Raw genomic sequence first — 17,922 nt, forward strand, 5'->3', positions numbered from 1 at the left:
GTTTCCGGCAGAAAGGTTCGACTCGAGACGGCGCGAGAGGCCGGGTGAGAGCCGGGCTTCTTATCGGTAAACCCGATTGGGTTGGGGGCCGCATGGAACTCGATGCTGGGGCATTTCCGCTGACGCGGGGTCAGCTCGACATCTGGCTCGCGCAGAGGACGGGCCGCTTCGGTGCGAAGTGGCAACTGGGCGAGCTCCTGCGCATCGACGGGATGATCGATCCCGGCCTCCTCCAGCGGGCGATCGTTCAGGCGGTGCGTGAAGCCGAGCCGCTGCGGGCCGCCTTTTTCGAGGTGGACGGCAGGGTCTTCCAGAGAGCGGTCGACTACCCGGACGTCGACCTCGCCCGCTACGACCTCACGGGCTCGCCGGACCCCGAGCAGGAGGTGCACCGGACGATCTCGTCGATCCAGGCGACGTTGATGCCGCTCGACGGCCCGCTGTTCAAATGGGCACTGCTGCAGACCCGGGTGGACGAGTTCTATCTCTTCGTGTGTTGCCACCACATCGTGATCGACGGGGTCGGCATCCCCCTCGTGTGTCACCGGATGGCGGAGATCTATTCCGCCATCGCGACGGACGCGCCGGTCCCCCCCGCCTTCTTCGGATCGCTGCGGGATCTCGTCGAATGCGAACTGACCTACGAATCCTCGACCGAATATCTCGACGATTCGGCGTACTGGACGCAGAACCTCCCCCCGGAGAGCGAGCCGCGTTACCGGTTGGCTGATGCCGTCGCGGGCGACCACGACGAGGAGTCTCGCGCACCGGTTCGGCTCGCCCCCGCCGCCGTGGCCGGGCTCCGACACCTGTACCGGAGCCTCGGGGTGCGTCGGTCGTCGGTGATCACCGCGGCGTGCGCGCTCGTGGTGCGTGCGTTCGACACGGAGAGCCCGGAGGTGGTGCTCGACTTCCCGGTGAGCAGACGGGTGCGACCGGAGATTCAACTGGTGCCCGGCATGGTGTCGGGATTCGTGCCGCTGGTGCTCAAGGCCTCACCGGAACTATCCGCCTCAGAATTCTGTGTGCGCGTGGACACGCAGATGCAGGATGCGCTGGAACACCAGCGATTTCCCGTGCACTCGATCGACTACAAGGCGACTCTCCGCGGCTCCGGACAGGCTTCGAATCGCGTGGTCATCAATTTCATCCCGGCCACACACACCGGGTTTCTCGCGGACGCCGCGGCGACGGGAACGCTGACCCACGCCGGGCCCGTCGAGTTTGCGCTGGTCTTCTTCAGGGACGGCGACGATCTCTTCCTCAGCACGGCCGGTCCCGGACAGTTCTTCGCGAACAGCGACGTCCGCGATCTGGCAGAGCGGTTGGAGCGGGTGTTGCTGGCGATGGCGGCCGATCCCGGGCGGCCGCTGTCGTCGCTGGATCTGCTCGACGAGGCCCAGCATGCCCGGCTGGATGCGATCGGTCACCGCCCGGTGCTGGCCCAGCCGGTGACCCCGCCGGTATCGATTCCGGCGTTGTTCGCTGAGTGGGTGACCCGCACGCCCGATGCGGTGGCGGTGACCTTCGAGGGCCGGTCGACGTCGTATCGCGAGCTGGACGAGGCGGCAAATCAGTTGGCGCACAGGCTCTCCGGCCAGGGCATCGGCCCAGGTGACTGTGTCGCGCTCCTGATGGAGCGTTCGGCCGACGCGGTCACCGCGATCCTGGCCGTGCTCAAGACGGGGGCGGCCTACCTGCCGATCGACCCAGCGGTGCCGACGTCCCGGATCAAATTCATGATCGCCGATGCCGCGCCGAAGGCGGCGATCACCACCACCGGGTTGGCGGGCAGACTGAGCGGCTGCGATCTCCCGGTGATCGACGATGTCGACGATCCCCGCAGCCACGCTCGACCCGGTGCCGCGTTGCCGACGCCACGCGGCCCGGCCTCCGATGACGTCGCCTACCTGATCTACACCTCGGGGACCACCGGTACCCCGAAGGGCGTGGCGGTCACCCATCAGGGTGTCACCCGGTTGCTGGCATCGTTGACCGCCGGTTTGCCGGAGGCGGGGGTGTGGTCGCTGTGCCATTCGTTGGCCTTCGACGTGTCGGTGTGGGAGATCTTCGGTGCGCTGCTGCGGGGCGGGCGCCTGGTGGTGGTGCCCGAACCGGTGGTGATCTCGCCGCCGGACTTCCACGAGGTACTCGTTGCCGAGGGCGTCAGCGTGTTGACCCAGACGCCGTCGGCGGTGGCGTTGCTGCCCGATCAGGGCCTGGAGTCGACGGCGTTGGTGATGGCCGGTGAGGCATGTCCGGCCGAGGTGGTGGACCGGTGGGCACCGGGGCGGGTGATGGTCAACGCCTACGGACCCACCGAGACCACGATGTGCGTGGCGATCAGTGCGCCGTTGACCGCGGGCACGGATGTGGTGCCGATCGGCTCGCCCGTGCCCGGTGCGGCGCTGTTCGTGCTCGATGGCTGGTTGCGCCCGGTGCCCGCGGGCGTGGTCGGCGAGCTGTACGTGGCCGGCGGTGGGTTGGCGTGTGGATATGTGCGGCGCGCCGGATTGACCGCGTCGCGTTTCGTGGCGTGTCCCTTCGGCCGGCCCGGGGCCCGGATGTACCGCACAGGGGATCTGGTGCGGTGGGGCGCCGACGGGCAGCTGCAGTATCTCGGGCGCGCCGACGAACAGGTGAAGATCCGCGGCTATCGCATCGAACTGGGTGAGATCCAGGCGGCACTGGCGGGCCTGGACGGAGTGGATCGCGCGGTGGTCATCGCCCGCGAGGACCGCCCCGGTGACAAGCGCCTGGTCGGCTACATCACGGGGACCGCGGAACCCGCCGAGATCCGCGCGCAGCTGGGCGAGCGGCTGCCGGCCTACCTGGTGCCTGCTGCGGTGGTGGCCCTGCCTGCGCTGCCGTTGACCGCCAACGGCAAACTGGACACCCGCGCCCTGCCGGCACCGGAGTCCCAGGAGGTCGACGGCTACCGGGCCCCTGGCACCGCGGTCGAGGAGATCCTGGCCGGGATCTATGCCGACGTACTGGGTCTGGATCGCGTCGGCGTCGACGAGTCGTTCTTCGATCTCGGTGGGGATTCGCTGCTGGCGATGCGGCTGTCCGCGGCGATCAACACCTCGCTCGACGCCGATGTCTCTGTGCCCACCGTGTTCGACGCACCCACGGTCGCCGAGCTGGCCTGCCGCATCGACACGGGTTCGCGTCGGCTCGCGCCGCTGGTGCCGGTCGCGCGGCCGCCGGTGGTTCCGCTGTCGTATGCCCAGCAGCGGCTGTGGTTCATCGACCAGTTGCAGGGACCGTCCCCGGTGTACAACCTGTCAGCGGCGTTGCGGTTGGGCGGTCTGCTCGAAACCGAGGAGTTGCGCGCGGCGCTGGCCGATGTGGTGGACCGTCATGAGAGTCTGCGCACCCTGCTCGCCGCGCCCGGGGGAGTACCCCAGCAACTGGTGGTGCCCTCCGAGTGCGCGGACTTCGGCTGGGATGTCGTCGACGCCACCGGCTGGTCGGCCACCCGGCTGGATGACGCGATCGGCGCTGCAGTGCGGCACAGTTTCGACCTGGCATCTGAGATTCCGCTGCGCGCAACGCTTTTTCGACTGGCCTACGACGAGCACGTGCTGGTTGCGGTGGTGCATCACATCGCCGCCGACGGCTGGTCGATCGCCCCCCTGATCAGGGACCTCGGGGTCGCCTTTGCCGGCCGGTACGCCAGGCGCGCACCCACGTGGGAGCCGCTACCGGTGCAGTACGTCGACTACACACTGTGGCAGCGCGCACAACTGGGCGATCTCGACGACAGCGACAGCCCCATCGCCGCACAGCTGGCCTACTGGGAGCACGAGTTGGCCGGTCTGCCCGAGCGCCTGCAGCTGCCCACCGATCGGCCGTACCCGGCGGTGGCCGGACAGCGCGGTGCCAGCGTGGTCGTGGATTGGCCGGCCGAGTTGCAGCAACAGGTCGCGCGGGCGGCGCGTGAGCACAAGGCGACCAGCTTCATGATGGTCCAGGCCGCCCTGGCGGTGCTGTTGTCGAAGCTGAGCGCCAGCCCGGACGTGGCCATCGGATTCCCGATCGCCGGACGGCGCGATCCCGCACTCGATGATCTGGTGGGATTCTTCATCAACACCCTGGTGCTACGCGTCGACGTGTCGGGGGATCCCACCACCGCCGAGCTGCTGGGCCAGGTGCGCCGACGCAGCGTGTCCGCCTACGAGCACCAGGACGTGCCCTTCGAAGTGCTCGTGGAGCGGCTCAACCCCTCGAGGTCGATGGCGCATCACCCGCTGATCCAGGTGCTGGTGGGCTGGCAGTTCGCCGGTGACAGCGATCCGGCGGCGAACCTGGAACTGGAGGGCCTGCAGGTCACGTCGCTGCCGGTGAACACCCAGACCGCCCGAATGGATCTCGGCTTCTCGCTGGCCGAACGCTTCGACGGGGCCGGTGAGCCCGCCGGGATCGGCGGGACGGTGGAGTTCCGCACCGATGTCTTCGACCCGGACAGCATCCGCGGGCTGATCGACCGGTTGCGGCGGGTCCTGGAGGCGATGACCACCGACTCGGGACGGCGGGTCTCGTCGATCGATGTGCTCGACGAGTGCGAGCATGCCGAGCTCGATCAGCTCGGTAACCGCGCGGTGCTGAACCAGCCGACTGCCGGGGTGTCGATTCCGGAGCTGTTCGCCGAGCAGGTTCTCCGCGCACCCGAGGCGGTGGCGGTGACGTTCGAGGGCCGGTCGATGACCTACTTCGAACTGGACGAGGCGGCGAATCGGCTGGCGCACCTTTTGGCCCAGCACGGAGCCGGCCCCGGACAGGCTGTGGCACTGCTGCTTCCGCGATCAGCCGAAGCGATCGTGGCGATCCTGGCCGTGCTGAAGGCCGGCGCCGCCTACCTGCCGATCGACCCGGCGCTGCCGGCGGCGCGCATCGAGTTCATGATCGCCGACACCGCTCCGATCGCCGCGGTGACCACCACCGGGCTGGCCGCCCGGTTGGCCGGCTGCGACGTGATGGTGCTCGACATCGACGACCCCCGCATCGACAGCCAACCCGGCACCGCCCTGCCTGCACCGGCGCCGGATGACCTGGCGCACGTCATCTACACCTCGGGCACCACCGGTGTGCCCAAGGGCGTCACGGTCACCCACCACAACGTCGTCCAGCTCTTCGACGGGCTGGACATCGGAGTGGAGCTGGCGCCCGGACAGGTGTGGACGCAATTCCATTCCTACGCATTCGATTTCTCGGTGTGGGAGATCTGGGGTGCGCTGTTGTTCGGTGGGCGGCTGGTGGTGGTGTCCGACGCGGTCGCGCGCTCCCCGGAGGACTTCCACGCGATGCTGGTCGCCGAGGGTGTCACCGTGCTGACCCAGACGCCCTCGGCGGTCGGGGTGCTCTCCCCACAGGGTCTGGAGTCGGCCGCGCTGGTGATCGGTGCGGAGCCCTGTCCGGCCGAGTTGGTGGACCGCTGGGCCCCCGGGCGGGTGATGGTCAACGTGTACGGGCCGACCGAGACGACGATGTGGGCTTCTGCGAGTGCGCCGTTGGCGGCGGGATCGGGTGCGCCGCCGATCGGCTCGCCGATCGCCTGGGCCGCGTTCTTCGTGCTCGATGAGTGGTTGCGGCCGGTTCCGGCCGGAGTGGTCGGTGAGCTGTACCTGGCAGGTCGCGGCGTGGGTGTCGGCTATGTGCGCCGGGCCGCTCTGACCTCGTCGCGGTTCGTGGCGTGCCCGTTCGGCGCGGCCGGAACACGGATGTATCGCACCGGTGACCTCGTCTCCTGGGGCGCCGACGGCCAGCTGCGGTATCTGGGCCGCGCCGACGAGCAGGTCAAGGTCCGCGGCTACCGCATCGAACTCGGCGAGATCCAGGCCGCGCTGACGGCCCTGGACGGGGTGGATCAGGCGGCGGTGATCGCCCGCGAGGACCGCCCCGGCGACAAGCGCCTGGTCGGCTACGTCACCGAAACCGCGACGGGCACGGTCGATCCCGTTCGAGCCCGCAGTGCGCTGGCCGAGCGGCTGCCGGCCTACATGGTGCCGGCAGCGGTGATGGTGGTGGATGCGTTCCCCATGACGGTCAACGGCAAGCTCGACAGCCGAGCCCTGCCCGCACCCGAATACGCCGCGGTCGATCACTACCGGGCGCCGGCGAACGCGGTCGAGGAGATCCTGGCCGGCATCTACGCCCAGATCTTGGGCATCGAGCGGGTGGGGGTCGACGAGTCGTTCTTCGACCTGGGCGGCGACAGCATCCTGTCGATGCAGGTGGTGCTGCACGCCCGGGCAGCCGGCCTGGAGTGCAGGCCCCGCGACGTCTTCGTCGAGCAGACGGTGGCGCGGCTGGCCCGGGTGGCGATGGTGGCCGACGGAGAAGCCGGTGTGGTCGACGAAGGCACCGGGACGGTGGTCGCCACACCGATCATGCGGTGGCTGGCGGGTGTTGACGGCCCGGTCGGCGAGTTCAACCAGACGGTCGTGGTCTCGGCCCCCGCCGCGGTGTCCGAGGCCGACGTGGTGTCGGTGTTGCAGGCGCTGCTGGATCGCCATGCGATGCTGCGGCTTCGTGTCGACGCCGACGGTGCCGGTGGCTGGTCGTTGACGGTGCCCGAGGCCGGCGCGGTGGACGCACGCGACTGCCTTCGGACCGTCGAGGTGCTCGACGATGAGGCGCTGTTGGGGGCGCGGTCACGGTTGAACCCGGCCGCCGGGGTGATGCTGAGCGCGGTGTGGGTGGCCCCGACGGGTCAGCTGGCGTTGATCATCCACCACCTGGCCGTCGACGGGGTGTCGTGGCGAATCCTGCTGGAGGACATCAACATCGCCTGGGCGCAGCATCGCAGCGGCCAACCGGTCGCGCTGCCGGCGCCCCGGACGTCCTTCGTCCGGTGGTCGTCGCTGCTGGCCGGGCACGCCCACGACGCAGAGGTCGTGGCCGTGGGGGAGGCCTGGCGGCAGGTGGCGGCGGCCCCGGCGGCGCTTCCCGCGCCCCGACCCGAGCGGGACACCTACGCCAGTGCCGGGCAGATGTCGGCGTCGCTCGACAGCGACCTCACCCGCGTGCTGCTGGGTGAGGTTCCTGCGGCGTTCCATGCCGGAGTCCAGGACATCCTGTTGATCGCGTTCGCGCTGGCGGTGGCGGAGTTCGTGGGCGCCGGTGGTGCGCCGGTCGGCATCGACGTGGAGGGCCACGGCCGTCACGAGGAACTCGCCGCGGACGTGGACCTTTCGCGCACGGTGGGCTGGTTCACCGCGAAGTACCCGGTGGCACTCGACATCGGCGGATTGTCCTGGGCACGAGTGGTCGCCGGTGATGCGGCGTTGGGTGCGGCGGTCAAGGCCGCCAAGGAACAGCTTCGTGCACTGCCCGATCCGTTGACCTACGGTCTGCTGCGCTATCTGAATCCCGACGTGGACCTGCCGGAGTCCGACCCGTCGATCGGCTTCAACTACCTCGGTCGACTCGGGGCGCCGGCGCAGGCGGCCGATTCCGGCGAGGCGTGGCGGATCGGCCCTGACGGCGTCTCGCTGACCGGTGCCACGGCGGCGGTGCCGATTCCGCTGATGCACTCCGTCGAGCTCAACTCCGGCACCATCGACACCGATGCCGGCCCGCACCTGCACGCCAACTGGACGTGGGCGCCCTCGGCGCTGGATCGCGATCAGGTCAGCCGGCTGAGCCGGTTGTGGTTCGACGCCCTGGCCGGCATCTGCGCGCACGTGCGCCGCGGCGGCGGCGGACTGACCCCGTCGGACATCGTCCCTGCCCGGCTGGATCAGCACCAGATCGACGTGCTCGACCAGCAATACGACCTCGTCGATGTCCTGCCGTTGACCCCCCTGCAGCAGGGGCTGCTCTTCCACGCCAGCACCGACCAGGCGAGCGCCGATGTATACGCGGTGCAGCTGGAGATCGCGTTCAGCGGTGCCCTCGACGCCCAACGGCTCCGCGCAGCGGTGGACACCGTCGTGCAGCGTCATCCGAATCTGGCAGCCCGTTTCCACGTGCAGTTCGACCAGCCGGTTCAGATCATCCCCGCCGATCCCGTCGCGGCCTGGCGATATGACGACCTCGTCTCCGCTGAGCAGATCGACCGGGTGTCCCTCGACGAGCGTATCGCGGTCTGTGACCTGTTCGGTCAGTCCGCTTTCCGTGCCGCGCTGATCCGCACGGGACACGACGAACATCGGTTTGTCCTGACCTTCCATCACATCGTCATGGACGGCTGGTCGCTGCCGATCCTGCTGAGCGAGATCTTCGCCGGCTACTACGGGCAGCCGTTGCCCGCGCCTGCGCCGTACCGCAGCTTCGTCTCCTGGTTGGCCGACCGGGACGGCCCGGCCGCAGAGGACGCCTGGCGTGCGGTGCTGGCCGGCTTCGACACCCCCACACTGGTCGGCCGGCCGAACAGGTCCGGCCGCCAGGGCGTGATGTCGTCGGTGTTGCCCGAGGGGATCACGCGAGCGCTGAGCGAGTTGGCGCGCTCACACCACACCACCGTCAACACCGTGCTGCAGGCCGGGTGGGCGCAGCTGCTGACATGGCTGACCGGCGCGCATGACGTGGCCTTCGGAGCCGTGGTCTCGGGCAGGCCGGCCGAGGTCCCCAGTGCGGGATCCATGGTGGGACTGTTGATCAACACGGTTCCGGTGCGGGCCACCATCACGGCGGCCACCACCACCACCGACCTGCTCGACCAGTTGCAGCGCGTCAACAACGCCACCTTGGAGCACCAGCACCTGGCGCTCAGCGAAATTCACCGCATCGCCGGTCAGGACCAACTGTTCGACACCGTCTTCGTCTACGAGAACTACCCGGTCGACACCGCCTCGCTGTCCGGCATCGACGGGTTGACCATCACCGAGGTCATTGGCCACGAGTCGACCCACTACCCCCTGACGATGGCGGCCCGGCCCGGCGACGAGATGGGACTTCGCGTCGAGTACGACCAAGATCTGTTCGACGCGGACGCGATCCGTACCTTGATCGCGCGGCTGCAGCGGGTGTTGGTGGCGATGGCCGCCGACCCCGGCCGGTCGCTGTCGGCGGTGGATGTGCTCGACGAGGGTGAGCACGCACGGCTGGACGCGATCGGCAATCGCGCGGCGCTGACCCGGCCGGCCATCGCGCCGGTGTCGATTCCGGCGGCGTTCGCCGAATGGGTGGCCCGCACGCCGGATGCCGTGGCGGTGACCTTCGAGGGCAGGCCGACGTCGTATCGCGAGCTCGACGAGGCGGCGAATCGGTTGGCGCACAGGCTGGCCGGGCACGGCGCTCGCCCGGGGGCGTGTGTGGCGCTGCTGTTCACCCGTTCGACGCAGGCCGTGGTGGCGATGCTGGCGGTGCTGAAAACCGGTGCGGCGTACCTGCCGATCGACCCGGCGTCGCCGGCGGATCGTATCGACTTCATGATGCGCGATGCCGGACCTGCGGCCGCGGTCACCACCGCGGCTCTGCGCTCGCGGTTGGGCGGGTGCGACGTCCCGGTCGTCGACGTCGACGCCGCGGACACCGAAGGCGGCCAACCCGCCGAGGCGCCTTCGGCGCCGGCGCCCGATGACATCGCTTACCTCATCTACACCTCGGGCACCACCGGTGTGCCCAAGGGGGTGGCCATCACCCACCACAACCTCACTCAGCTGCTGAGGTCACTGGACGCCGGTGCGACGGCCAAACGAGTGTGGGCACAGTGGCATTCGCTGGCCTTCGACGCATCGGTGGAGGAGATCTGGGGTGCGCTGCTGAGTGGCGGCCGGCTGGTGGTGGTGCCCGAGTCGGTGGCCGTCTCCCCGGAGGACGTCCACTCCCTGCTCGTCGCCGAGCAGGTCAGCTTCCTGAGCCAAACCCCCTCTGCGGCCCAGACACTGGCGCCGGAGGGTCTGGAATCGATGGCGTTGCTGGTCGCCGGCGAAGCGTGCCCGGCGGAGGTGGTGGATCGGTGGGCGCCGGGGCGGGTGATGGTCAATGCCTATGGCCCCACAGAGACCACGGTGTGCGCGTCGAGGACTGCGCCGCTGGCGGCGGGGTCGGGCGTGCCGCCGATCGGTGCGCCGGTGCCTTCCGCGGCGTTGTTCGTGCTGGACGGCTGGTTGCGGCCGGTGCCGGCGGGGCTGGTCGGCGAGCTGTATGTCGCCGGCGCCGGGGTGGGCGTCGGGTACTGGCGCCGCGCCGGACTGACCGCGTCGCGGTTCCTCGCGTGTCCCTTCGGCGGGCCCGGGTCGCGGATGTATCGCACCGGGGACCTGGTGCGGTGGGGTGCCGACGGGCAGTTGCAATATCTCGGGCGCGCCGACGATCAGGTGAAGATCCGCGGCTACCGCATCGAACTCGGCGAGGTGCGCGCGGCGCTGGCACGGCTCGACGGGGTCGCCCAGGCGGCGGTGATCGCCCGCGAGGACCGTCCCGGCGACAAGCGCCTGGTCGGCTACATCACCGAGACATCGAGCGGCGCGATCGACTCCGCTCGAGCACGGACCGCGTTAGCTGATCGGTTGCCGTCGTACATGATTCCCACCGCGGTGGTGGTCCTGGATGCTCTGCCGCTGACTCCCAACGGCAAGCTGGACATCCGGGCGCTGCCGGCACCTGAATACAGCGGAGGCGATCACTACCGTGCCCCGGCCGACGCGGTCGAGGAGATCCTGGCAGGGGTCTACGCCCAGGTGCTGGGTGTCGAGCGGGTCGGGGTCGACGACTCGTTCTTCGACCTCGGCGGTGACTCGGTGGTCGCGGCGATCAACACACTGCTGGACGCCGGCCTCGCGGTGCGGGCGGTGTTCGACGCACCGACTGTCGCCCTGTTGGCGCCACGTATCGGTGCGAACGTCGGGAAGCGTGAGCCGTTGGTGGTGGCGGAGCGGCCGTCGGTGGTGCCATTGTCGTTCGCCCAGCAGCGGTTGTGGTTCCTCGACCAGTTGCACGGACCCTCCCCGGTGTACAACATGGCGGCGGCATTGCGGTTGAGCGGGCCGCTGGATGCTTTAGCGCTGGGAGCGGCGCTGGCCGATGTGGTTGCGCGCCAGGAGAGCCTGCGCACGCTGTTCGCCGCACCCGAAGGGGTACCCCAGCAGCTGGTGATGCCGCCCGAGCGGGCCGACTTCGGCTGGCGTGTGGTCGATGCCACCGGCTGGCCGGCGGCCCGGCTCGACGACGCCGTCAGCGCCGCGGTGCGTCACAGCTTCGACCTGGCGTCTCAGATTCCCCTGCGGGCAACGCTTTTCCGTCTCGCCGACGATGAGCACGTACTGGTCACCGTGGTGCACCACATCGCCGCCGACGGCTGGTCGATGTCCCCGCTGATGGCTGATCTCGGGACGGCTTATGCCAGCCGGTGCGCCGGACACGCCCCCGACTGGGCGCCGTTGCCGGTGCAGTACGTCGACTACACGCTGTGGCAGCGTGTGCAGCTGGGTGAGCTGACAGACCCGGAGAGCCGCATCGCGGCGCAGGTGGGGTACTGGGAGCAGGAGCTCGCCGGGCTGCCCGAGCGGCTGGAGTTGCCGACCGATCGGCCGTACCCGGCGGTGCCCGATCAGCGCGGCGCCACGGTGGCGATCGACTGGCCGGCACAGCTGCAGCAGCAGGTGCGCGATGTCGCCCGCGAACACAACGCCACCAGTTTCATGGTCATCCAGGCCGCGCTGGCGACCCTGCTGGCCAAGGTCAGCGCCAGCAGCGACGTGGCGGTGGGCTTCGCGGTCGCCGGGCGCGGCGACCCCGCGCTGGACGACGTGGTCGGGTTCTTCGCCAACACCCTGGTGCTGAGAACAGATCTGGCCGGCGATCCCACCGTCGCCGAGCTGCTGGCACAGGTGCGCCGGCGCGGCCTGGCCGCCTACGAGCACCAGGACGTGCCCTTCGAAGTGCTTGTCGACCGGCTGCACCCCACCCGGAGTCTGACCCACCACCCGCTGTTCCAGGTGGCGTTGGCCTGGCAGAACAACGAACCCGCCAGTCCCGCGCTGGGTGACCTGCACGCCACGCCTCTGCTGGTGGACACCCGCACCGCCCGAATGGATCTGACGTTCTCCCTGGCCGAACGTTTCACCGGCGCCGGCCAGGCCGCCGGCCTCTGTGGCGTGGTCGAGTTCCGCACCGACGTGTTCGACGAGAACAGCATTCACTCGCTGATCGAGCGTCTGCAGCGGGTGGTGGCGGCGATGACCGCCGACCCGCAACGGCGGCTCTCGTCGATCGACCTGCTCGGTGAGCCGGAGCGTGCCCGTCTCGCCGAGATCGGCAATCACGCGGCGCTGGCCCACCCGGTAGGCGCATCGGTGTCGATTCCGGCCTTGTTCGCCGAGCACGTCGCCCGCACCCCCGAGGCGGTGGCGATGACCTTCGAGGGCCGGTCGATGACCTATGTCGATGTCGACGAGGCGGCGAACCGGCTGGCGCAGCTGTTGATCGGCCATGGAGCCGGGCCGGGCCGCAACGTGGCGCTGCTGCTGGAGCGTTCGGCCGACGCGGTCATCGCGATCATGGCGGTGCTCAAGACGGGCGCGGCTTATCTGCCGATCGACCCGATGGTGCCTGCGGCCCGCATGCAGTTCGTGATCGCCGATGCCGCGCCGGTGGCGGTGCTCACCAGCGCGGAATGGCGGTCACGGCTCGACGGAACCGCCGTCGCCGTGGTCGATGTCGCGGATCCGGCAATCGCCGTCCAACCCGGTACGGCGCCGGCGGGGCCCGAACCCGACGACGTCGCGTACCTGATCTACACCTCGGGCACCACCGGCACACCCAAGGGCGTGGCGGTCACCCATCACAACGTGACCCGGTTGCTGGCATCGTTGAATGCGGGGTTGCCGGCCCCGGGGGTGTGGCCGCTGTGTCATTCGTTGGCGTTCGACGTGTCGGTGTGGGAGATCTTCGGGGCGCTGCTGCGCGGTGGACGGGTGGTGGTGGTCCCCGAAACGCTGGCGGCTTCGCCGGAAGACTTCCACGAGGTACTGGTTGCCGAGGGCGTGAGCGTGTTGACGCAGACGCCGTCGGCGGTCGCGATGCTGCCGCAGCAGGGTCTGGAGTCGGCGGCGTTGGTGGTCGTCGGTGAGGCCTGTCCGGCCGAGGTGGTGGACCGGTGGGCACCGGGGCGGGTGATGGTCAACGCCTACGGTCCCACCGAGACCACGATGTGCGTGGCGATCAGCGCCCCACTCACCACGGAATCCACTGTGGTGCCGATCGGTTCACCCGTTCCCGGCGCCGCGCTTCTCGTGCTGGACCAATGGTTGCGGCCGGTGCCCGAAGGCGTGATCGGTGAGCTCTACGTTGCCGGCGGCGGTCTGGCCCACGGTTATGTGGGTCGGGCCGGGTTGACCGGATCACGCTTCGTGGCATGCCCGTTCGGCAGGCTCGGAACAAGGATGTATCGCACCGGCGACCTGGTGCGGTGGGGCACCGACGGACAGCTGCAGTATCTCGGGCGCGCCGACGAGCAGGTCAAGATCCGCGGCTACCGCATCGAACTCGGCGAGATCCAGGCCGCACTGACCGCGCTGGACGGGATCGCCCAGGCGGCGGTGATCGCGCGCGAGGACCGCCCCGGCGACAAGCGCCTGGTCGGCTACGTCACCGAAGCCTCCCCGGGCACCGTCGATCCCGCGCAGGCGCGCGGTGCACTGGCTGATCGACTGCCGCCGTACATGATCCCGGCGGCGATCGTGGTCGTCGACGCCCTGCCGTTGACGGTCAACGGCAAGCTCGACATCCGCGCCCTACCCGCACCCCAGTACACCGCCGGCGAATATCAGGCTCCGGCCGGGGCCGTCGAGGAGATCCTCTCCGGCATCTACGCGGAGGTGCTGGGGCTGGAGCGGGTCGGTGTCGATGACTCGTTCTTCGATCTGGGTGGCGACAGCATCTCCTCGATGCAGGTGGTGGCCCGGGCCCGCGCCGCAGGGCTGGTGTGCAGGCCGCGCGATGTCTTCGTCGAGCAGACGGTGGCCCGGCTGGCGAGGGTGGCGGTGGTGGCCGACGGCGCCGCCGGTGTTGTCGACGAAGGCATCGGACCGGTCCTTGCGACCCCGATCATCCGGTGGCTGGCCGCTGTGCAGGGCCCCATCGAAGAGTTCAACCAAACTGTGCTGCTGCAGGTTCCATCAAGGGTCACCGAGTCCGACATGGTGATGGTGCTGCAGGCGCTGCTGGATCGCCATGCGATGCTGCGGTTGCGCGTCGACGACGACGGCGCCGGCGGCTGGTCGTTGACGGTGCCCGAGGTCGGCGCGGTGGACGCACGCAAATGCCTGCGGACGGCCGAGAGGCTCGACGAGGTGGCGCTCGTCGAGGGGCGATCACGGCTCAACCCGACCGCCGGGGTGATGCTGAGCGCGGTGTGGGCGGTCTCGACGGGTCAGCTGGCGTTGATCATCCACCACCTGGCCATCGACGCGGTGTCGTGGGGAATTCTGCTGCAGGACATCAACATCGCCTGGGCGCAACAGCACAGCGGCCAGCCGACAGCTCTGCCCGAAACCGGGACGTCGTTCGCACGGTGGTCCTCGCTGCTGACCGAGCACGCCCATTCCCCCGAGGTGGTGGAACAGGCCGCCGCCTGGGAGCGGGTGGCGGCGGTGCCGGCGGCGCTTCCCGCGCCCCGACCCGAGCGGGACACCTACGCCAGTGCCGGGCAGATGTCGGCGTCCTTGGACGCCGACACCACCCGCGTGCTGCTGGGTGAGGTGCCGGATGCATTCCATGCCGGGGTGCACGAGGTTCTGTTGATCGCGTTCGGGCTGGCGGTGGCGGAGTTCGTGGGCGCCGGTGGTGCGCCGGTCGGCATCGACGTGGAGGGCCACGGCCGTCACGAGGAACTCGCCGCAGACGTGGACCTCTCCCGCACGGTGGGCTGGTTCACCGCCAAATACCCGGTGGCAATGACCGCCGGCGGGCTGTCCTGGGCGCAGGTGACCGCCGGTGATGCGGCGTTGGGCGCGGCGGTCAAGGCCGCCAAGGAACAGCTTCGCGCCCTGCCCGATCCGTTGACCTACGGTCTGCTGCGCTACCTGAATCCCGACGTGGACCTGCCGGAGTCCGACCCGTCGATCGGCTTCAACTACCTCGGTCGACTCGGCGCGCCTGCGCAGTCCGCGGCAGCCGACGGGCTGTGGCACATCAGTCGGGACGGCGTGTCGCTGAGTGCCGCCGCGACCGCGGTGCCGATGCCCCTGGCACACACCGTCGCCCTCAACGCCGGCACCATCGACACCGACGCCGGCCCGCACCTGCACGCCAACTGGACGTGGGCGCCCTCGGCGCTCGACCACGATCAGGTCAGCCGGTTGAGCCGGTTGTGGTTCGACGCCCTGACCGGCATCTGCGCTCACGTGCGCGGCGGCGGCGGCGGACTGACGCCTTCCGACATCGCGGTCGGTCTCACCCAACAGCAGATCGACGAACTTCAGGGGCAATATGCGGATCGCTGACATTCTGCCGCTGACACCGCTGCAACGGGGGCTGCTCTTCCACGCCAGCACCACGCGCGACGGCGGCGACGACGTGTACGCGGTGCAGCTGGCCTTCACCGTGACCGGGCCACTCGACCCGCACGGGCTGCGCGATGCGGTGCACACGGTGGTGAACCGCCATCCTCACCTCGTGGCCCGGTTCTCCGAGAAGTTCGGCCAGCCGGTGCAGATCATCCCGGCCGATCCCGCGCCCGGGTGGCAGTACCTCGAGCTGAACGCCGATGCCGATGTCGATGAGCAGGTCGAGCGGGTCTGCGCCGAGGAGCGCGCCGCGGTCTGCGATCTCGCCGACGGGCCGGCCTTCCGGGTGGCGCTGATCCGCATCGCAGAAGAACGGCACCGGTGTGTGCTGACCAATCACCACATCGTGATGGACGGCTGGTCGCTGCCGATCCTGATGAGTGAGATCTTCGCCAGCTATTACGGACAGCGCCTCCCGGCGCCCGCGCCGTACCGCAACTTCGTGTCCTGGCTGGCGACTCGCGACCGCCACGCCGCCGAAGCGGCCTGGCGTTCCTTAATGGCCGATTTCGACACACCCACTCTGGTCGGACCGGCGCAGAGGCTGGGGCTGGGCGCCCGTGGCGTTGAATCGTTCCGGGTGCCCGAGCAGACCACAAGGGCGCTCGGCGATCTGGCACGCTCCTGCCACACCACCGTGAACATCGTGCTGCAGGGCGCCTTCGCGCAGCTGCTCATGTGGCTGACCGGTCAGCAGGACGTTGCCTTCGGCACCACTGTCTCGGGCAGGACCGAGGTGGCCGGCGCCGAATCGATGGTCGGTCTGCTGATCAACACGGTGCCGGTGCGCGCGACCATCACGGCGGCCACCACCACCGCAGAACTGCTGGACCAGCTGCAGCGCGCCCACAACGACACCCTGGACCATCAGCATCTGGCGCTCAACGACATTCACCGGATCACCGGTCAGGAGCAACTGTTCGACACCATCTTCGGATACGAGAACTACCCGATCGACACCGCCGCGCTGTCCGACAGCAATGGGCTTTCGATCACCGATTCGGCCGGTCGCGAGTACAACCACTACCCGCTGACCGTGCAGGCTCAGCCGGGACCCGAACTGGGCCTTCGCGTGGAATTCGACGCCGACGTGTTCGCCGCCGACAGTGTTCGCGCGTTGATCGGGCGGTTGCAGCGCGTGTTGGTGGCGATGACGGCGGATCCGACCCGGCGGCTGTCGTCGATCGACGTGCTCGACGAGGACGAACACGCCCGGCTGGATGCGTTCGGCAACCGTGCGCTGTTGACCCGGACGGCGACGCCGGTGTCGGTTCCGGCATCGTTCGCCGCACAGGTGGCCCGCAACCCGGACGCGGTCGCGGTGACCTTCGAGGGTCGCTCGCTGACCTACCTCGAGTTGGACGAGGCGGCGAATCGGCTGGCGCACCTGCTCATCGACCAAGGGGCACGCCCGGGCGAGCATGTCGCGCTGATGTTGGAGCGGTCAGCCAAGGCCATCGTGGCGATGCTGGCGGTGCTCAAGACCGGCGCGGCGTACCTGGCGATCGACCCCGCGCTGCCGGCGGCCCGCGTCGAGTTCATGCTCGTCGATGCCACGCCGATCGCCGCGATCACCACCATCGGACTGGCCGACCGACTCGGCGGATTCGACATGGTCGTCATCGATGTCGACGACCCCACGATCGACTCGCGGCCGAGCACCGTTCTGCCGGCGCCGAGCCCGGATGACGTCGCTTACCTCATCTACACCTCGGGCACCACCGGAGTGCCCAAGGGAGTGGCGATTTCGCACCGCAACCTGAGCCATCTGGCGGAGTCGACACCCAAAGGTCTTCCCGACGAACAGGTGTGGACGCAGTGCCACTCCTATGCCTTCGACTTCTCGGTATGGGAGATCTGGGCCGCGCTGCTCGGCGGGGCGCGGTTGGTGGTGGTGCCCGAATCGGTGACGGCCGCGCCGCAGGACTTCCACGACGTTCTCGTCAGCGAGCAGGTCAGCGTGCTCACCCAGACCCCGTCGGCAGTGGCGGCGCTCTCCCCGGAAGGTCTCGAGTCGGTGGCCTTGCTGCTCGGCGGCGAGCCCTGCCCGGGCGAGGTGGTGGATCGGTGGGCGCCGGGGCGGGTGGTGGTCAATGCCTACGGCCCGACCGAGATCACGGTGTACGCGGCGATCAGTGCGCCGCTGACGCCGGGGTCCGGGGCGCCGCCGATCGGTGCGCCGGTGTCCACTGCGGCGCTGTTCGTGCTGGACGGCTGGTTGCGTCCGGTGCCGGTGGGTGTGGTCGGTGAGCTGTACGTGGCCGGTCATGGTGTTGGAGTCGGCTATCTGGGCCGTTCCGGGTTGACCGCGGCGCGGTTCGTGGCGTGTCCGTTCGGCGGGGCCGGCTCCGGGACGCGGATGTACCGCACCGGAGATCTGGTTCGCTGGCGTGCCGACGGGCAACTCGACTATCTGGGCCGCGTCGACGAGCAGGTCAAGATCCGCGGCTACCGGATCGAACTC

1 protein-coding gene and 1 pseudogene are annotated in these 17,922 nt (G+C 69.5%); both read left to right on the forward strand.

Annotated features, from left to right (window positions below):
- Window positions 1-92: 92 nt before the first annotated feature.
- Window positions 93-15,395: a non-ribosomal peptide synthetase gene (locus H7I41_RS11580; RefSeq protein WP_372503733.1), complete on the forward strand. Its 15,303-nt coding sequence runs from the start codon at window positions 93-95 to the stop codon at window positions 15,393-15,395.
- Window positions 15,382-17,916: pseudogene (locus H7I41_RS11585) on the forward strand (non-ribosomal peptide synthetase); the annotation flags it as partial. The gene H7I41_RS11580 and the pseudogene H7I41_RS11585, both read left to right, overlap by 14 nt.
- Window positions 17,917-17,922: the final 6 nt, after the last annotated feature.

The organism is [Mycobacterium] manitobense (assembly GCF_025821665.1).
In the GTDB taxonomy this organism is placed as follows: domain Bacteria; phylum Actinomycetota; class Actinomycetes; order Mycobacteriales; family Mycobacteriaceae; genus Mycobacterium; species Mycobacterium arseniciresistens.

Bases quoted from the DNA above. Each gene is read 5' to 3' on its own strand.
- H7I41_RS11580 (WP_372503733.1), top strand. From the start codon at position 93: ATGGAACTCGATGCTGGGGCATTTCCGCTGACGCGGGGTCAGCTCGAC.